Consider the following 17,639-nt stretch of genomic DNA (forward strand, 5'->3'; position numbering starts at 1 on the left):
CGCCGCGGCCCGCGAGGCCGCCCGCCTCGCGCGCGAGGCCGACCGGCTGTGGCGGGCGGCCGCCGATGACTGACCGGAGCCCGCAGGCCCGCGACGCGGCCGATCCGCTTCGCCGCGTGGCGGCCGATCCGCTTCGCCGCGTGGCGGCCGATCCGCTTCGCCGCGTGGCGGCCGATCCGCTTCGCCGCGTCGCGGCCGGGCCCGCGCGGTGGGTCGCGCTGGCGATCGCCGCGGCCAGCATCATCACGTTCATCGCGGCGCAGCGGCAGAGCGCCGACGTCACCTACGGCCACTCGCCGTCCACGGCCACGGTCTCCGGCGGCTCGGCCGGCGAGAACTCCGATGCGCTGCTGCCGTCCGTCGACGACATGAAGGCCATGGTCGCCGAGCGGCCGGTGGTGCGGCTGCCCGGCGCGGTCGCCGAGTGGGACCAGGCCGCCGTCGCCGTCGCCGTCGCCGGCACCGACGTGCGGATCATCGTCGCACCGCCGGGCCTGACCGACGCGCAGCAGGACAAGCTGCGCGACGTCGACAACGCCACCGTGCGCGTCATCGGCACCGAGGTCTCCGGAGGCATGTACCGGGCCTCGTCGACCACGCCCGCGGAGTGGCGCAACCAGCTCGCCCGCAACGACGTCACCGAGCTGCTCGTCACCCTCGTGCACGGGCTGCGCAAGGACGGCGACAAGAGCTCCGGCGACGCCGACCGGCCGGGACTGTGGCGCGACCCGACCGCCGCCGAGCTGGCCACCGTCGCCGACGGGCTGCGCGGCACCGGGATGTACGCCGCCCCGGGCGCCACCCTCACCGGGGTGCCCGCCACGGCGGCCGCGCAGGCGTTCGGCGACACCCCGCCGCTCGTCGCCGCCCTGCCGCCGCAGCCGCGCGACAAGCCTGCGCCCGACTACGGGGCGCCGCTGTCCGCGCTCTTCCCGGACCGGCCGCTCATCGTCATGTACGGGGCCTGGATCGAGTACCACGGCCCGCACGCCGCCGACTTCGCCGAGATCACCACGGCGAGCTTCTACGCCCGCTTCGAGGAGCGGCTGAGCTCCTACGCCTACCCGCAGGACAACGTCCTCGGCGCCTACCTCGCGCTCGTCACCGACGTCCGCTTCGCGGGGCTGTTCGACCGGCCCCTGCCCTTCCGACCCTTCGACCCCGTGCGGGTGGCGCTGCCGGTGCTGCCGTGGCTCTTCGCGGCCTGCGTCATCGTGTTCCTGCTGCTGTCGGCGGCCGCGCTGCCCGGGCGCCGGCCGCCCGCCGCCCTGGTTCCGCCCGGCCGCGGCGGCTCGCCGGCAAGGCTGGCGGGGCTGGCCGCCCTGGCCGTCGAGGTCTCCGGCCTCACCGCGGCGGCCGAGGACCCGGCCCTGGCCCGGGCGATCGAGAGCCTCGGCGCGGCCCGCGACGCGATCGCCGGCGGCCTGCCGGACCGGCACGTCGCCGGGCTGCTCGACGACGCCGAGCACGAGCTCGACGCGGTCGGCCGGGCCGTCGGCGTCCGCGGCTACCGACCCGGCGACTACCTGCGCGGGAGGCTCGCGTGAAGGCGGGGCGCACGTACCTGCTCGGCGTGCTTGCCTGCCTGATCCTGGCCGGCTGGGCGCTGTGGTCCGGCGGCATCTTCGACGGGCCGGCCGCCCGGCAGGTGCGCAGCGCCTCGGTCTACGCCGCCCCGGGCACCGGCCTGGACGTGGCCGCCGCCGAGCGGGTGATCGGCAACCGGCGGCTGGTCGTGCTGCTCATGCGCCCCGGCGACGACCTGCGCAAGGCCTGCAACGACGTCGAGCGGGCCGCGGCCGGCACGCTGGTGCTGGTGATGAGCCGCAAGAGCGACGACAAGTACGACACGTACGGCTGCTCGCAGCTGCCGGGCGCCGGCGACGAGAACTTCGGCGACGCGTTCGTCGCCGAGACCACCATCGGCGACGGCATCGACCCGTTCGCCGACCGGCCCCTCGAGGCGATCAAGGTGATCGCGGTGAACTACGACCGGCTGGCCAAGGCCGATGTCGTACCGCGGACCGCCCGTACGATCAGCCCGTCGCTGCCCCGGTTCCTGGTCGCCGCCGCGGCCGTCGGCGCCGTGCTGGTCGGGTCCGGGGTGCTGTACCTCACCGCCCGCCGTGCCGGCCGCCTCGCCGCCACCCGCCGCGAGCGCCGCGACCGGGCCACCGACGCCCGCACGGTGCTCAGCGCCACCACCGCCGCCGTCGCCCAGCACATCATCGACCTCGACGCCCGCTACGCCGAGGCGGTCCGGCGGCCCGCCAAGAAGCGCGGCGGCAAGTCCGGCTTCGCCGCCCGCTACCGGGAGCTGATCGGGGAGTACACCGAGCTGCTCGACGACATCGCCGCCGCGGACCGTCGCGGCGAGGACGGCATCGCGGCCGTGGACCGTCGCGGCGAGGACGGCATCGCGGCCGTGGACCGTCGCGGCGAGGACGGCATCACCGCCGCGGACCGTCGCGGCGAGGAGGACTTCGCCCACCTCACCATCCGCGCCGAGGCCCTGTCCGCCCGGCTGCGCGAGCTGGCGGCCTGAGGGCCGCCGCGCCGGACTCCGGCAGATTCCGCGCCGGGCCAGGGTTTGCCGCCGGTACCCGCGTGGTAGCTGACCGTTAGGTCCAGTGCGAGGAGGGACCAACATGAGACGCAATCGAATCGGGCTCGCCATCGGCGCCGCGATGCTGACCGGCGCCGGTCTGGTCGGGATACCGGCCACGGCGATGGCCCAGCCCAGCCCGACCCCGCCGGGTGGTGGGACGGCCACCACGGCTCCGGGCTACGGCATGCAGGATCACCACGGCGGAGGCATGCTCAAGGGCGTCGAGCACGGCGAGGGCGTCGTGCAGACCGACAAGGGCCAGGTGACCGTGGCCATGCAGGTCGGCACGCTCACCTCCGCCACCGGGTCGTCGGTCACCGTGAAGTCGGCCGACGGGTGGACCAGGACGTGGAACCTTGGTAGCAACCTGCGGGTCTTCGAGCAGCGGCACACCCTGCAACCCAGCGCCCTGACCGCCGGCACGAAGATCGTGATCGCCGGCACGACCACCGGCGCGGGTACCACCGGGGAGACGTACACCGCGCGGCTCGTCAAGGTGCACCAGCACGGCGGCATGCAGCAGACGGCACCTGCGACACCGTCGCCGGGCGAGACGCCGGCGCCTACCGGCTCGTGACGCCGGAGGTGTCAGCGGAGCGACGATGAACGACCGAGCATCCGCCGGCGGCCTGTCACGCCGGCAGGAGTCGGCGGAGCTGGTCGTGTTCCTGCTGCTCATCGTGCCGCCGTGGCTGCTGTCGCTGCTGGCGAGCGGGTCGGCCGGCGGGAGCTTCGCGCTGGTGGCCGTCGCGACGATCCTGCGCGACGTGGCCCTGGTGGCGCTCGTGCTGCTGCTGTTGTCGCGGGCCCGGCAGCCGGTCGCGGCCGTCGGCTGGGTCGCGCGGGCCGCCGGACGGGAGGCGGCCCTTGGTGCGGCCCTGTTCCTGCCGCTCCTGGTCGGCACGCAGGCGCTGAACGTCGCCCTGCGGGCCGCGGGCCTGTCCGGGCCGCAGACGACCGCGCTGCAGGCCGCGCCCGACACCGGGCAGCTGCTGATCGGCGTGGCGCTGGTCGCGGTCGTCGCAGTCGCCGAGGAGACGATCTTCCGCGGGTACCTGATCCTGCGGTTCGCGAGCGTCCTGCGCAGCCGCGGGTGGGCGGTGCTGCTGTCCGCGCTCGTGTTCTCGGCCGGGCACGGGTACGAGGGCGGCGCGGGCGTGCTGACCGCCGGCGTGACCGGCTTGGCGCTGGCCGGCCTCTACGTCTGGCGGCACAGCCTCGTGGCGCCGGTGGTGGCGCACTTCCTGCTGGACTTCTTCGCGATCGTGGTCGTCCCGCTGCTGCTCGGCTGAGCCCCCGTGTCTCAGGCGGCGGCGCGGTGCTCGGCGTGGGCCGCCAGGGCGGCGGCCAGGTCGGCCTCGTGGGCGAGCGGGTAGCGCTCGGCCAGGGACCGCCAGATGGGCAGCGCCTCCTCGTCGGCCGCCACCGCCTCGGCCGGCCGGCCCAGGGCGTGCAGGGCGTCGGCCACGCGCCGCAGCGACCGCGCGAGTTCCTCGCCGTCCGGCGGGCTCACGCGCCGCTGCAGGGCCAGCGCCTCCTCGGCGGCCGCCAAGGCCTCCTCCGGGCGGCCGAACTGGCGCAACAGCAGGCCCGACGTCGCGCGCAGGGCCACGGCCAGCTCCCTCGGGGCGCCGTCGCGGGCGACGGCGGCGGAACGCGTGGCGACCTCGAGCGCCTCCTCGTGGGCGCCGACGTCGTCCAGCCGGTCGGACAGGATGACCAGGGCCCGGCTGTGACCGGCGACCCGGTGTCCGGCCGCGTCGTACAGCTCGGCCGCCTCGCGAGCGGCGGCCAGTGCCTCGTCGTCGCGGCCGAACCGGGACAGGCTGATGGCCAGGTTGGTCAGCGCGTGGCCGAGGCGGTCGGCGCGCGCACCGGGGTCGTTGCGGTCCGCGCCGCGCAGCATCTCGACCGCCTGCTCATCGACGGCCAGGGAGTCCTTGCGCCGGCCGACGCGATCCAGCTGTACCGCGAAATTGCTGGTCGCGATCCCCAGCGCGGCGCGGTACGAACCGGGGCTGTGCTCGTACAGCTCCTCGTAGACGTCCACGGCCTCGTCGGCCGCGCGCAGGGCCTCCTCGCGGCGGCCCAGGTCGCTCAGCCGGCGCGCCAGCGCGTCCAGCGCCGCGGCCAGCTCCGGCCGGTGGGCGCCCGGCTCCGCGGCCGCCGTCCGGCGCGCCAAGGCGACCCGCATGAGCTCCCGGCGCGCGTCCACCGCCTCGGCCGGCACCGACTCCGGGATCGGCTCCAGTACCGGCTTCGGCGTCGGCTCGGGCCACCGGGGCCGCGGCAGCGGCGCGGACCGCGAAGGGGCCGGCGCCACGACCGTGAGCCACTCGGAGGAGCGCGGGCGGTACCCGTGCCGCCTGAGCAGCCCGTGGACGATCGCCGCCGTGTGCGCGGCGCCGTAGACCACCGCGACGTCGATCCGCTCGGCTCCGCGCTCCCGGTGGATCTGCGACAGCGTCGCCAGCAGCCGCTCGTCGCGCGCGCCGCCGAAGACGCCGTCGAGCTGCCCGATCACCTCGTGGTCGGCCAGGTCGGCGGGCAGGTCGTCCAGCTCGACCTCGGGGCCGAGCAGCCGCCGCCGGCCGCCGAACAGCTGCAGCCCGGCCGCGATCGGCATGGCCAGCCACATCAGGAGCCGGGTGCGCAGCGGCAGCGCCCGCCAGTCCTGCCCGAGCTCGCCCGCGGTCACGTCCGGGTTGATCACCGGCACGCCCAGCGAGCCATACGGGATGTCGTCCTCCACCAGCCCGGAGCGCTTGTTGGCCGGGATGATCCGGTACGTCGACGTGATGGCCCAGCTCAGCGGGGAGCGGCCGGAGACCCCCTCGACCACGAGCAGGTCGCAGCGGCGCAGCCGCTCGCGCACCTCGGCGTAGAACCGCGGGTCGGCCACGTGGAACATCGGGAACACGACGAACTGCAGCTCGGTGCCGGGCCGCCGCAGCCGCAGCACGGCCGAGCGTGTGCCGATGACGCTGTGCTCGACGATCTGCACGACGTCAGTGTCGCCCGCCGACGCAACTCAGCCGATCACGGTCTTCGCGGCGAAGTACCCGTCGGTGCCGCTCTGGTACGCCCACACGTTGAGCGCCGGGCCGGCCAGCCCGCCGCCGGGCCCGAACTTGATGTGCCGGCCCAGCCCGTCGCGGTCCCACCCGTCGACGAACTGCAGCATCGCCGGCCGGGTGGTCTTGCCCGCGCGCAGGCCGGCCAGGACGATCCGCGCGGCGTCGTAGGCCTCCGGACCGTAGTACTCCAGCGTGTCGCCGAAGCGGGCCTTGTACTGCGAGCGGAACACGTCCAGGCCCTGGTTCACCGGGAGGCAGGGGCAGGTGGCGTACGTCCCGTGCCCCGCGTCCCCGGCGCTCTTGCGGAACGTCTCGGTGATGATCCGGTCCCCGCTCATCACCATGACCTTCGGCAGCACCGCGCGCAGCGCCTGGACGAACGGGGCGGTGTCGTCGGAGTGGCCGCCGAAGTACACCGCGTCGGCCCCGCTGCGGCGGACCTGGTCCACCACCGGCGACCAGTCGGCGTCGTCCTCGGCCACGGCCGCGTGCCCGGCCACGGCGCCGCCGAGGGCCGCGGCGACCCGGGCGGAGACGTCCTTGCCGAAGTCGGTGTCGTCGCCGATGACGAACACCTTGCGGACCTTGAGCGTGTCGCGCAGGTAGCGCGCGGCCGCGTCGGCCTGGTCGTCGTCGCTGGGCAGGGTGCGGTGGAAGACCGTCCAGCCCTTGGCGGTGAGGGCCGAGTCGCTCGCGGACGGGCTGATGACGGCGAGCCCGGCCGGCTGGAAGACGGGAAGGGCCTTCAGTGCCTCGCCGCCGTACGTCGGCCCGACGACGGCGACGATCGACGGGTCGCCGGCGATGACGGTCGCCGACTTGGCCACGTCGCCGGTGATGGCGGTGTCGTACTGCTGCAGCCGCACCTGGCAGTCCCCGGCGTGCGCGGCGTTGTCCTGCGCCACCGCCAGCTCCACGGCGTTGAGCTCGCCCGGACCGTCCGCGGCGTCGTCCCCGGTCAGCTCGCCCATGAACGCGAGCGTCTGCGGGCACTCGTCGGCGTCGCGCGGCTCGCCGGTCGCGGAGACGGCCGGCGCGCCGCCCCGCGGCAGGTAGTCCTCGGCGAGGCAGGTGCCGGCGAGCACGACGACGACGGCCACGGTGACGATGTCCCACCGCGCCCGCCCGGGCCTGCTCGGCACCGCGGGGACGGGGTCCTCGTGGTGCTGCTGCCGCTCCGGTACGGCACGGGCCCGCTTCGGCTCGCCCCCGTCGAGCACGGCGTCGGACAGGCCGCGCGCCTCGGCGAGCCCGGCCCGCATGCCCTCCAGGTCGCCGGTCAGCTCGGACAGCCGCGCGGAGGTGTCGCCCGCCCCGGCCGCGTCGTGCATGACGATGAGCTCGGTGACCCGCACCCCGAGTCCCTCGAGGTCGAACACGGCGGCCTCGATGCGGGCCAGCAGCGTGCGCCGGGTGGTGTCCAGCCGATCGGCCACCGCGAGCTGCTGCTCCAGCGCGTGCACCGACCGGTCCAGCTCGTTGCGCAGCCCCGCGTCCCCGGCCCCGTCGCGCTGCTGTCGCGCCTGCTCCAGCTCCCGCTCCAGCCGCTCGACCGGGATCTCGTGCAGCGACCGCTCGAGCGCCTTGACCTGCTCGGCGAAGCGCCGCAGGTCCCCGAGCACCTCGGCCGCGTGGTCGTCGACGTCGCCGATCTGCGCCCGCAGCAGCGGGTCGCGCGGCGAGTCGGTCTGCTCGCGCAGCCGCGCCACCGCCGCCTCGGCCCGCTTGACCAGCCGGTCCGCGGTCACGACCTCCGCCTTGGGGGCCGCCGGCGCGTGCCCGGCCCGGGGCCCGCTCGCTCGCCGGAACCGCACCAGCGTCACGATCCGCCACAGCGCGTATCCACCGGCGATGGCGACAGCCAGGGCCAGCCCAACCACCCAGGGATCGATCATGACCGCTCCACGTCTTCGGCGGACCACGACGATACCGCCGTCCCGCCAGCCCGCCACCGGCCGTTCGGGTGGCACGCGTCTGGCATCGTCGGACGGGTGGGTAGCATCGACGGACGGGTGAGTACGGAGCGGGTGCTGCGGACCTCGACGACGGCGAGCGGGCACCTGCGGGTGCTCGCCGTGACGCAGGGCGACGGGCGGTTCGGGTTCGCCGAGACGTACAGCGCCCGGACGCCCAGCGGGCAGGACACCGGCTGGATGGGCCGCTTCGCCGCCTTCCGGGTCGAGGCGCGCGACGGGGAGGACCCGGCGCCGCTGATCGAGGCCGTGGCCGACCTGGCCGGGCGCGGGCGGCTGGACCTGCCGCCGATGCAGGCCCGGGAGCTGGTCGCCGACCTGCTGGTCGCGGCCGGGGTGCTGGTGCGGCGCTCGAGCACGGTGCCGTGGGCGCACGTCGGCGGGCGGGCCACGGTGGTGCTCGAGCCGGACGGGCGCCCGCCCGCGATCCGCTTCACCGAGCACCACGGCGACGCGGGGCGGCGGCAGGTCGAGGCCGGCTTCGAGGATCTCGACCGGATCGCCGCGTACCTCGCCGCCCGCCACCCGCGGTCCGTGGACGGCGTCGGGGAGGGCGACCGGATCGGGCGGTTCCTCGGGGCGTTCACCGCGTTCGCGGCCGAGCACGAGGGCCGGGTCGAGGCGGCCGCCCGGCTCTACACCGAGCTCGGGGTCGAGCACGAGGAGCGCTTCGAGTGGCGGTACCGCCTGCTGCACGCGAACCGCACCGGCACCGGTTGCCTGTTCTCGCTGACGCTGCTGGTCTCCTCGATCGAGAACAGGATCGCGTTCACCGAGTTCTACGACTACGAGGCGCGGGGCGCCGACGCCGGGCGGGAGTACGGGTACAGCGCCGTGACGCCGTACGACTCCATCGGCAGGCTGCTCGGGCACCTCGAGCCGCGGCTCGGCCGGGCGCACGACGGCCCGCCGGCCGAGCGGCTCGCGCGATGCTTCGAGGGGCTGCTGGCCACGGGCGTGCTGGGCGACGGCCGCGCGATCGAGACCAACCGGGACGCGGTGCTGGGGCTGTTCACCGAGGCCGGGGTGCCCGGCGAGCCCGACTTCTGGTTCTGGGCCAACGACTAGACAGCCTGCGCAACGACGCCGCCGGCGTCACGGCACCAGCGCCGCCCCTTCGACCAGGCGCAGCGTCTCGGCGCCGGCCAGCACGAAGCGGGTGCCGCCGCAGCGTTTGGCCTCGTACATCGCCATGTCGGCCCGCGCCAGCAGGTCATCGTCGCCGTCCGCGCCGTTGAGCGCGACGCCGACACTGCAGCCGACCACGGCCAGGCCGCCAGGCACCGGGACCGGGCGGGACAGCTCGTCGATGACGCGGGCGGCCACCTCGGCCGCCAGGTCCTCCCCGGCCGGGCTCAGCACTACCGCGAACTCGTCGCCGCCGAGCCGCCCGACCACGTCGCCGCGGCGCACGGCGGCCTGCAGGCGCCCGGAGATCTCGGCCAGCAGCAGGTCGCCGGCCGCGTGGCCCAGGGTGTCGTTGACCGCCTTGAAGCGGTCGAGGTCGACGAAGAGCAGCGCGACCGTGCCCGGCGCGGGGCGCTGGGCCAGGCAGTGCCGCAGCCGCTCGTGGAACAGCGCGCGGCCGGGCAGGCCGGTGAGGGCGTCGTGCCGGGCGGCGTCCATGTCGCTGGCGGCCCTGGCGTCGGTGAGGGCGAGGCTGACGTGCTCGGCGAAGGAGAGCAGGTTGTCGCGGTCGAGGCGGTGGCCCGCCGGCGGGTCGGCGGCCAGGGCACCCACCGTGCGGCCGCGCTCGTGCACCGGGACCGCGATGCGCCCGCCGGGCCGCTCCTGGACCCGGTCGATGTCGATCACCGAGGCGACCAGCGGGTCGCCGGCCATCGGGCGGCGCCGCCAGGCCAGGGGTCCCGGGCCGCCGGCGGTGACGAGGGCGCCGCCCGGGTCGTCGGGGTCGACGAGGAACAGCTCCACGGCGCCGAGCACGTCCGCGGCCGCCGCGAGGGTCGCGCGCAGCACCTCGGCCAGCGGGGCGCGACGCGAGATGAGGCGCTGGATGTCGTACAGGTGGCGCATCAGACGCTCCCGGCGCAGCATTCGCAGGGTCAGTCCGAGCACCTTGGCCATGCCCCGGATCAGGTTGTGCTCGGCCACGGTGAACTCGTCGCCGGCCCGGGCCAGCACCAGCACGCCCTCGTCGGCCCGGCCGAGCTGGGCCCAGCCGGCGCCGCACGGTCCGAGGCCGGGCAGCTCGACGCGGCCGCGGCCGCGCGGCACCCGGGCCAGCTCGGCGTAGTCGGCCGAGCCCTCGGGCAGGCCGACGGCGTCGATCACGGTGGCGCCGATGAGCAGGGCGCAGACCTCCGCCTCGACGGTCTCGGCGGCCCGCTCGACCGCGGCGTGGATCGCCGTGTCCTCGTCGCCGTAGCCGGAGACGATCGCGAGCAGCTCGACCAGGTGCTGCGCTGCCAGGGCTCCTTCGGCCACCGCAGGTTCCCCTTTCAGGCGAACGCCAGGACGACCATCGTCTGGTTGTGGAACCCGTTGATGCCCTTGGCGCGGGCGATCTCGCCGTAGGTGTAGAAGCCGGCGAAGGGGATGCTCCCGGCCTGCTCGGCGATGCCGGCCCCCTCCTTGGCGACGCCGTCGTCGCCGAGCACGGCCCGGCAGGCGGCGCAGCTCAGGGTGAGCAGGCCGACCGGGGTGACCCCGTCGAGCTGGTCGATCGCCGAGCGGCAGGCCCGGGCCGAGGCGGCCACCACCGACTCCTCGTCGCCCTCCATGGCGAAGGTGAGCGCGCCCAGGGCCAGGTCGCCGCCGCCCCCGATGGTGCGCCCGGCGACGTCGACGGCGGTGCTCATGTTGCGGATCTCGATGCCGCTGCGCCGCTGCACGCCCAGCGGGCGGCTCAGCACGTAGTGGCGCAGGGCGACCTCGTCGCGGTACACGTCGCCGGGGGCGTCGAGCCGGTCGAGGTAGGCGTCCAGGGCCGGGGCGTCGTCGAGCTCGTGCACCCGGCCGTCGCCGCTCTGGGTGACGACGAGGGGCTCGCCCGCCGGGCGCCAGCCGTGGTCGATGCCGATGGCGATCGGCGCGTCGGAGCCGATGCAGGCGGCGACGAGGCCGTTGGCGTAGACGTCGGTGCCGTGCAGCTGGAAGGTGCCGGACATGCGCCAGCCGTCGCCGGCCGCCCCGCCGAAGAGCGGCACGGCGGCGCCGAGCACGCCGTAGGCGCCCTTGATCACCATTTCCTGGTCGAGCGCGAGCCCGTCGGTGAGCAGCAGCAGCACGCGGTGCGGCCGGTCCTCGACCGCGGCGGCGCAGCGGGCCGCTGCCGCGCCGGCCTCGCGCTGCCGGCCCGAGATCTCCGCCACGGCGGTGGTGCTCACCGAGAAGCCGGGGCCGCCGAGCGCGGTCACGACCACGCTGCCGTCGCGCGGGCCGCCGGCGCCGATCTCGCCGTGCGTCGAGCAGCCGAGCACCGGCACGCCCGGCGCCGCGGCCCGCACGCCCTCGGCCAGGCGCCGCGGGTCGTGCTCGATGCCGGCGAACACCAGCAGCAGCTTCGGGTCCGGGCCGTCCAGCGCGGCGAGGGCGGCCTCCCGTCCTGCCTCGTGGGAGTCCGCCCTCAGCGAGGTCCCGACAGCCATCCATCGATCGGTCATGCGCGCTCCCCAGTCCGCCCGGCAACATCGCGATCATCGGTCGCCGGGCGGCGGGGCTTAGCAAAGGCTCAGCGCGAGGTGCAGGTGACAGCGGTCACCGGCTGCGGGGCACCGTTGACGAGCATGCCGAAGCTGGTGCTCCCGCCGGCCGGCACGACGCCGTTGTACGTCTGGTTCGCCGCCGTCACCGTGGCGCCGGACTGGGTGACGATCGCGTTCCAGGAGTTCGCGACCGTCTGGGTGCCGGCGAAGGTGAACCGGACCGTCCAGCCTGCCGTTGGGGCGGTGCCGGTGTTGCGCACGCTCACGTCGGCCTGGTAGCCGGTGTTCCACGAGCTGGTGACGCTCACCGTGGCCGTGCAACCCCCGGCCGGCTGGGCGCTGGGCGAGACGCTGGGCGACGCACTGCGCGACGCACTGGGCGAGACGCTGGGCGACGCGCTGCGCGACGCACTGGGCGAGACGCTGGGCGACGCACTGGCCGAGCCGCTGGGCGACGCGCTCGGCGAACCGCTCGTCCCGGAGGACACGACCGCCGGGGTGTACGCCGCGCTGCACTGCGCGGCGCACGAGGAGGGCAGGGAGAAGGTGTACTCCCGGCCGTTGAACAGCAGCGCGTCGTTCACGTCGCGCACCCGGATGCGGAACGTGGTCGCCCCGGCGGTGGTCCCGCCGATGACGTACGACTGTCCCATGTCGCCGTTCATGGTGGCGGACTTCCAGGCCCCGTCGGCGAGGTACTCCACCCCGTGGATGCCGTTGGGCAGGTGCGACACGGCGATCGCCGGCCACCACTGCTGCGCGCCGGACATGAACCCTACGCGGATGTCGCCGGTGTAGGAGGGCGCCGGGACGAACTGCCACGACACGTGCCGGTTGTTCCAGTGCGCCGGGTACAGGTCGGTCAGCGTCGTGCCGTTCTTCGCGAACCTGTTCAGCGCGTCCTTGGCCAGGTCGAGGTGGTACTTGTCGTCGCGGCACCAGGCGTTGGGGTCCCCGCAGCTGTCGGCGACCAGCATGTCGAGGGTGCCGTCGTTGTACGCGTCGGCGCTCCACGCCCCGTTGCGGCAGAACGGCTGGCCGAGCGCGCCGTCGTTGACGCCGGTGCAGTAGTCGCCGATCTTCACGCGGACCCAGCGGCCGCAGTTGCGCCCGTTGTCCCACAGGCCCATCTTGTCGGCCTGGGCGGGCGGGAGTGGCCGGGTGTAGGCGGTGCCGTCGCCCGGCGTGTCGAAGACGTTGAGGGCGACGAAGTTCTGGGAGTCGAGCTCCGCCTGGGGTAGCCCGCAGCCGCCGTAGGGCGAGCCGAGGCCGTCGAAGTACGTCGCGTTGCCGGTCACCGGGGTCGTCGTCGGCGGCGCCACGGTGGCCTCGGCCGAGGCCTGCAGGGCCACCACGACCAGGAGAGCCGCAGCGGCGAGCGGTGCAAAGCGGGTGGTCATACCCGTCAACGTTGGGCCGGGCCGCCCGCGCGTCAATCGCGGGCGGCCCGGTAGGTCGCCGACCAGCGGCGAGCCGAGAAACTTACGCCGGCAGCGAGAACTTCTGCGCGCCGCTGCCGTTGCAGTCCCAGATCTGCACCTGGGTGCCCGGCGTCACCGACCCGGACGGGTCGTCCAGGCACTTGTTGGCCTGCGGGTTGTAGTACGTGTTGTCGGCGCGGTGGATGAACACCTGGGCCGCGGTGTTGTTGCAGTCCCACAGTTGCAGCTTGGCCCCGTTGGCGGTGGAGCCGTTCGGGATGTCCAGGCACTTGCCGAGGGCGTGCAGCGTGGTGCCGGCCTCGACGTAGGTCCACTGCTGGGCGCCGGTGCCGTTGCAGGTGTAGATCTGCACCGGGGTGCCGTTGGCGGTGCCGGACGAGCGCACGTCGAGGCAGAGGCCGCCGGGGCCCTTGATGGCCTTGCCGCCGGTACCACCGCCGCCACCGCCACCGCCGCCACTACCGCTGGTGTAGGCCGCGACGTAGTCGACGAGCATCGGCTGGCCGGAGACGGTGGAGCCGTTGGGGCCGCCGCCGAACGCGTCGGGGAAGCCGCCGCCGATGGCGACGTTGAGGATGATGAAGAAGCCGTGGTGGGTGGCGTTGTTCCAGGTGGTGGCGTCGACCTGGTTGGCGTTGACGGTGAAGAAGTTGTTGCCGTCGAGGTACCAGCGGATCTGCTCGGGTGATGTGCTGCGGTCCTGTTCGACGGCGTAGGTGTGGAAGCCGGTCTGGCAGCCGCCGCAGGCGCGTTCGCCGCTGCCGATGCCGGTGGTTTCGTTGCAGGGGCCGCCTGGTGAGGTGCCGCAGTGCAGGGTGGCGAACTCGGAGCTGCGGCCGTTGATGTCTTCCATGATGTCGATCTCGCCGATGCCGGGCCAGCCGGACGCGCCGGTGCCGCGCGCCGCCGCGCCCAGTGCCCAGAAGGCCGGCCAGTAGCCGGCGCCGTTTCCGGTGTTGACGTTCGGCTGCTGCAGGCGGGCCTCGATGCGCAGTTTGCCGCCCGCGGGGGCGGCGAGGTCGGTGCGCTGGGTCTCGATGCGGCCGCTGGTCCAGTTGCCGGAGCCGTCACGGATCGGCTTGATGGCCAGGTTCCCGGAGCCGTCCAGGTAGACGTTCGCGGTGCTGTTGGTCATGTTCTCGATCTCGCCGGTGCCCCAGTTACCGGCACCGCCGGGGTAGCCGTGCCCGAGGTCGTACAGCCAGTTGCCCGTGTTGACGCCGGTGCCAGAGGTCCCGTTGAAGTCGTCGGCGAACACCTGGGTCCAGCCGGAGGGGGTCGCGGGAAGCGAGGCCGAGGCCTCCGGAAGCGCCGCGAACGACGCGGCGGCCAGCACCGCGACGCCCGCGCCGGCCAGCAGTGCGCGGCGTCCGCGCAGCCGGCCTGTTGGTTTCTGTTGGTCTGTCACAGCCGTTGTGCCCTTCTCGGTCTGGGGCGGGGGAGAAGTACATGCCTGATCAGCCCCCACGTGGCGGACGTGAGAGCGCTCTCAGGAGATGGTCGCCGAATGCAAAGAATGTTGTCAATAGCACCGGAGTTCTGTGTAGGCCTGTCGGTTTCAGCCGCCGTCCGGATCGAGCCGGTAGCCCGCCCCGCGCACCGTCTTGATGGCCGTGCGCCCGAAGGGGTGGTCGATCTTCTTGCGCAGGTAGCCGACGTAGACCTCGACGATGTTGGGGTCGCCGTCGAAGTGGGCGTCCCACACGTTCTCGATGATCGCCGTGCGGCTCAGCACGTCGCCGGGGTGGCGCAGCATGAACTCCAGCAGCGCGAACTCCCTCGCCGTCACCGTGATCTCCTCGGTACCGCGGGTGACCCGCCGCTGCACCGGGTCCAGCCGCAGGTCCCCGGCGCACAGCACCACGGGCCGCTGCGGCCCGCCCCGCCGGATGAGCGCCCGCAGCCGGGCCACCAGCACCACGAACGAGAACGGCTTGGTCAGGTAGTCGTCGGCGCCGAGGTCGAACGCGTCGGCCTGGTCGTACTCGCCGTCCTTGGCGGTGAGCATGAGCACCGGCGTCCACACCTCGCGCTCCCGCATCTGCCGGCACACCTCGTAGCCCGACAGCCCGGGCAGCATGATGTCCAGCACGATCGCGTCGTACGCCCCGTAGGGCGTCTCGGTCGCCGCCCACAGCCCGTCGACCCCGGTGTGCACGACGTCCACCGTGAACCCCTCGCCGCCGAGTCCGTCACGCAGCGTTTCCGCGAGGTTCACCTCGTCCTCGACCATCAGCACCCGCACGTTGCATCGACCCCCCATATGCGTGATACCACCCCGCACCCCTGATCGTCCGCCCCGCCCCCGGGGGAGCATGGTGTGTGCCCTCCCCGCGCCCCGTGGTTCCATCGACGGCCCTGCTCGTGCTCGTGGCCCTGGCCGCCACCCGGGCCCCCGCGCTCGTCCGGGCCGACGCCGCCCTCAGCGGTGCGCTCGGCCGGTTCACCGAGGCCCATGGCTGGTGGCGCGCCGCCATGTCGGCCGTCACGCACAGTGCCGACCCGCTCTGGTTGCGCGGGATGTTCCTCGTGGGGCTGCTCGGGCTGCTCCTGGCCCGGCGCCGGCGGGCGGCGCTGTTCGTGGCCGCGGTCGCCGCGGTGGGCACCGGCGCGCGGCTGGCCCTGCTGCACCTCATCGCGCGGCAGCGCCCCGAGCACCGGCTGACCGAGTCGTACGGCTACTCCTTCCCCTCCGGCCACAGCACTTCGTCGGCGCTGGTGGCCGGGGCGGCGATCGCCGTCGGGTGGACCCTGCTGCGGCCCGGGTGGGCCCGGCGGATTCTCGCGGCGGTCGTCCTGGCCTGGACCGGCCTGGTCGGGCTGAGCCGGGCCTTCCTGGTCGCGCACTGGCCGTCCGACGTGCTGGCCGGCTGGCTGCTGGGCGCGGCGGTGGTCACGGTGCTGGCCGCGGCGCTGCCTCCGGGCGGCGCACCCCGTCGAACACGTCGCCGCACGGCGGGGTGGTGGGGGTACGGCCGGCCTCGACGAACCACTCCCGGCCGGCCACGGCGCGAAACAGCGGGCCGGGCAGCCGCGACAGCAGCGCGAGGGTCCGCAGGCCCCGGCCGCCCTCGCCCTGGCTGGCGTGGGCCTTCATGGCGGCGCGTTTCTGGCGGTGGTACCGCCTGACGTCCACGACGTGCGTGATCTCGGCCCGCTCGGTGAACGCCGTCGCCGCGCCCTGCAGCGGCAGGGCCGGCAGCAGCCGCCCGGCCAGCCGCAGCGCGGCCAGCACCGGCCGCAGCGCACCGCGGTCGACGGTGGCGCGCAGCAGCACCGCCGTGCCGGCCAGCCGGGCCGCCTCTTCGGCCACGAGGTGCACCTGCACGTGGTCGGGGTGCCCGTAGCCGCCCCGAGGGTCGTAGCCGGTGACCACGTCGGCCCGCTCCCGCCGCAGGATGGCGGCCAGCCGGGCGGCGGCCTCGGCGACGGGCGCGTCGGCGAAGCGGACTGTCGTGCCGGTGGCGGCGCCTGCGTCGAGCCCGGAGTCGGCGTACCCGAGGGTCTCCACCCGCTCGACCCCGAGCGCCTCCGCGGCGGTGAGCAGCTCCCGGTGGCGCCGCTCCCCGAGCGCCGCGCCGGCCGGCCCGGCGGACAGGCCGGCCTCGCCGAGGGTGGCGGTGACGAGCACGACCCGGTGCCCCTCGGCCGCCGCCCGGGCGAGGGTCCCGCCGGTGAGCAGGGTCTCGTCGTCGGGGTGGGCGTGGAAGGCGACCAGCGTGAACGTCACGCGTTCTCCTGGGCGGGCGCACGCCGCCCGAGGAAGGCGGCGGCCCGGGCGTAGAGCGCGTCGGCCGCCTCGAGCACGGTCTCCCAGCGCACGCACGGCGCCACCGCGCGGTTGTGCCGGGCCACCTCGGCGGCGCGGCCCGGTTCGTCGAGCAGCTCGCCGAGGGTGGCCCGCAGCTCCTCGTCGGAGTGCACCAGCCAGCCCTCGACGCCGTGGCCGATGAAGTCGGCCACCCCGCTGCCGGCCCGGGCCACGACCGGCAGGCCGGCGCTGCGGGCCTCGAGGGCGGCGATGCCGAACGACTCGCGGGGCGCCGGCGCCACGTACACGTCGGCCGAGGCGAGCAGGGCGCGGATCGCGGTGCGGTCGAGGGCCCCGGTGAGCTGGATGTCGCCGGCCGCCCCGGCCGAGGCGATCTCCCGGCGCAGCCCGGGCAGCAGCGGCCCGTCGCCGACGAGCACGGCGCGGAACCGGCCCGGGTGCGACTCGCGCAGCGCCAGCAGCGTGCGCAACAGGGCCCGCGGCCGCTTCCGGCGCACCATCCGCATCACGCTGATGAGCGTCGGCACCGCGGCGGTGGGCGGCCGGTCGGGCAGCAGCCAGGCGGCCGGGTCGATGCCGTTGGGCAGCACGGCGACCGGGGTGCCGTCGAGGGCGTCGCGGACCGCGGACGCGGCGGCGCTGCTGACCGCGGCCCACTGCACGGGCCAGGCGGCCGCGTCCTGCCAACGGGCGAAGCGACGTACCAGTGGGGCGATGTCGTGCCACATCGAGTGCACCGACACGACCGTCGGCGGGCCACCGGCCGAGGCGAGGCGGGCCGCGGTCCAGGCCAGCGGGGAGAAGGCGGAGACGTGGGCGTGCACCGCGTCGACGCCGTGGGCCTGCAGCAGCTCGCCGAGGGCCCGCGCGCCGACGGCGCGGTAGGGCCCGGCGCCGATGCCGCCGTCGCGGCCGATGCGCAGCACCGGCACCTCGTCGGGCGCCGGCGCGGCGGGCCAGGCCGGGGCGGTGGTGGTGAGCACCAGGGTCTCGTGGCCGCCGCGGAGCTGCCGGGAGGCGAGGTCGTGCACCTGCAGCTCGACGCCGCCGAGGCGCGGCAGGTACACGTCCGTCACGTGGGCTATGCGCATGGAAGGGGTCT

The 17,639-nt window shown here is 75.0% G+C and carries 14 protein-coding genes and 1 pseudogene; 6 read left to right on the forward strand and 9 right to left on the reverse strand.

All coding sequences use genetic code 11. The features are described from left to right. The first annotated feature begins 65 nt into the window (after window positions 1–65). The 4 genes from ABD352_RS37005 (at window position 66) to ABD352_RS37020 (ending at window position 3,900) form a co-directional block, all read left to right on the forward strand. The gene (locus ABD352_RS37005) at window positions 66–1,547 is read left to right on the forward strand and encodes a hypothetical protein (RefSeq protein WP_344617212.1); all 1,482 of its coding nucleotides are present in this window, start codon (window positions 66–68) and stop codon (window positions 1,545–1,547) included. Further along, window positions 1,544–2,545, forward strand: coding sequence for a hypothetical protein (locus ABD352_RS37010; RefSeq protein WP_344617213.1), 1,002 nt, complete (start codon window positions 1,544–1,546; stop codon window positions 2,543–2,545). Before ABD352_RS37005 ends, ABD352_RS37010 begins: the two co-directional genes overlap by 4 nt. Window positions 2,546–2,648: 103 nt before the next feature. After that, window positions 2,649–3,185 (forward strand): hypothetical protein, encoded by a 537-nt coding sequence (locus ABD352_RS37015; protein WP_344617214.1) that lies wholly within the window; start codon window positions 2,649–2,651, stop codon window positions 3,183–3,185. A gap of 25 nt (window positions 3,186–3,210) precedes the next feature. Then, window positions 3,211–3,900 carry a CPBP family intramembrane glutamic endopeptidase gene (locus ABD352_RS37020; protein WP_344617215.1) on the forward strand — a complete coding sequence of 230 codons (690 nt, stop codon included), beginning with the start codon at window positions 3,211–3,213 and terminating at the stop codon, window positions 3,898–3,900. Window positions 3,901–3,911: 11 nt separating this feature from the next. On the opposite strand, the gene ABD352_RS37025 is transcribed toward ABD352_RS37020, so the two are convergent. Continuing rightward, window positions 3,912–5,612 carry a tetratricopeptide repeat protein gene (locus ABD352_RS37025; protein WP_344617216.1) on the reverse strand — a complete coding sequence of 567 codons (1,701 nt, stop codon included), beginning with the start codon at window positions 5,610–5,612 and terminating at the stop codon, window positions 3,912–3,914. Between the two features lie 27 nt (window positions 5,613–5,639). Further along, window positions 5,640–7,580 carry an ABC transporter substrate-binding protein gene (locus tag ABD352_RS37030; protein ID WP_344617217.1) on the reverse strand — a complete coding sequence of 647 codons (1,941 nt, stop codon included), beginning with the start codon at window positions 7,578–7,580 and terminating at the stop codon, window positions 5,640–5,642. A 96-nt stretch (window positions 7,581–7,676) separates the two neighbouring features. On the opposite strand from ABD352_RS37030, the gene ABD352_RS37035 reads away from it, so the two are divergent. After that, window positions 7,677–8,726: a hypothetical protein gene (locus ABD352_RS37035; RefSeq protein ID WP_344617218.1), complete on the forward strand. Its 1,050-nt coding sequence runs from the start codon at window positions 7,677–7,679 to the stop codon at window positions 8,724–8,726. Between the two features lie 27 nt (window positions 8,727–8,753). Here the strand turns inward: ABD352_RS37035 and ABD352_RS37040 are convergent, their stop codons facing one another. From ABD352_RS37040 to ABD352_RS37060, 5 genes are all read right to left on the reverse strand, one after another. After that, on the reverse strand, window positions 8,754–10,103 hold the full coding sequence (locus tag ABD352_RS37040) for a diguanylate cyclase domain-containing protein (protein ID WP_344617219.1): 1,350 nt from the start codon (window positions 10,101–10,103) through the stop codon (window positions 8,754–8,756). 14 nt (window positions 10,104–10,117) lie between these two features. Continuing rightward, window positions 10,118–11,281 carry an FIST signal transduction protein gene (locus ABD352_RS37045; protein WP_344617220.1) on the reverse strand — a complete coding sequence of 388 codons (1,164 nt, stop codon included), beginning with the start codon at window positions 11,279–11,281 and terminating at the stop codon, window positions 10,118–10,120. A gap of 68 nt (window positions 11,282–11,349) precedes the next feature. After that, window positions 11,350–12,723, reverse strand: coding sequence for a cellulose binding domain-containing protein (locus tag ABD352_RS37050; RefSeq protein ID WP_344617221.1), 1,374 nt, complete (start codon window positions 12,721–12,723; stop codon window positions 11,350–11,352). An 82-nt stretch (window positions 12,724–12,805) separates the two neighbouring features. Beyond that, complete coding sequence (locus tag ABD352_RS37055; protein WP_344617222.1) at window positions 12,806–14,173, reverse strand: ricin-type beta-trefoil lectin domain protein; 1,368 nt, start codon at window positions 14,171–14,173, stop codon at window positions 12,806–12,808. A gap of 150 nt (window positions 14,174–14,323) precedes the next feature. Then, window positions 14,324–15,010 (reverse strand): response regulator transcription factor, encoded by a 687-nt coding sequence (locus ABD352_RS37060; RefSeq protein WP_344617223.1) that lies wholly within the window; start codon window positions 15,008–15,010, stop codon window positions 14,324–14,326. 275 nt (window positions 15,011–15,285) lie between these two features. Here ABD352_RS37060 and ABD352_RS57825 point away from each other — a divergent pair. Next, window positions 15,286–15,615, forward strand: a pseudogene (locus tag ABD352_RS57825) (phosphatase PAP2 family protein); the annotation flags it as partial. Between the two features lie 43 nt (window positions 15,616–15,658). Here ABD352_RS57825 and ABD352_RS37070 read toward each other — a convergent pair. Together ABD352_RS37070 and ABD352_RS37075 are read right to left on the reverse strand one after the other, a co-directional pair. After that, window positions 15,659–16,495: a PIG-L deacetylase family protein gene (locus ABD352_RS37070; protein WP_344617225.1), complete on the reverse strand. Its 837-nt coding sequence runs from the start codon at window positions 16,493–16,495 to the stop codon at window positions 15,659–15,661. After that, window positions 16,492–17,628 carry a glycosyltransferase gene (locus ABD352_RS37075; protein ID WP_344617226.1) on the reverse strand — a complete coding sequence of 379 codons (1,137 nt, stop codon included), beginning with the start codon at window positions 17,626–17,628 and terminating at the stop codon, window positions 16,492–16,494. The genes ABD352_RS37070 and ABD352_RS37075 overlap by 4 nt, the downstream gene beginning before the upstream one ends. Window positions 17,629–17,639: the final 11 nt, after the last annotated feature.

This window comes from Dactylosporangium salmoneum (genome assembly GCF_039532525.1).
In the GTDB taxonomy this organism is placed as follows: Bacteria; Actinomycetota; Actinomycetes; order Mycobacteriales; family Micromonosporaceae; genus Dactylosporangium; species Dactylosporangium salmoneum.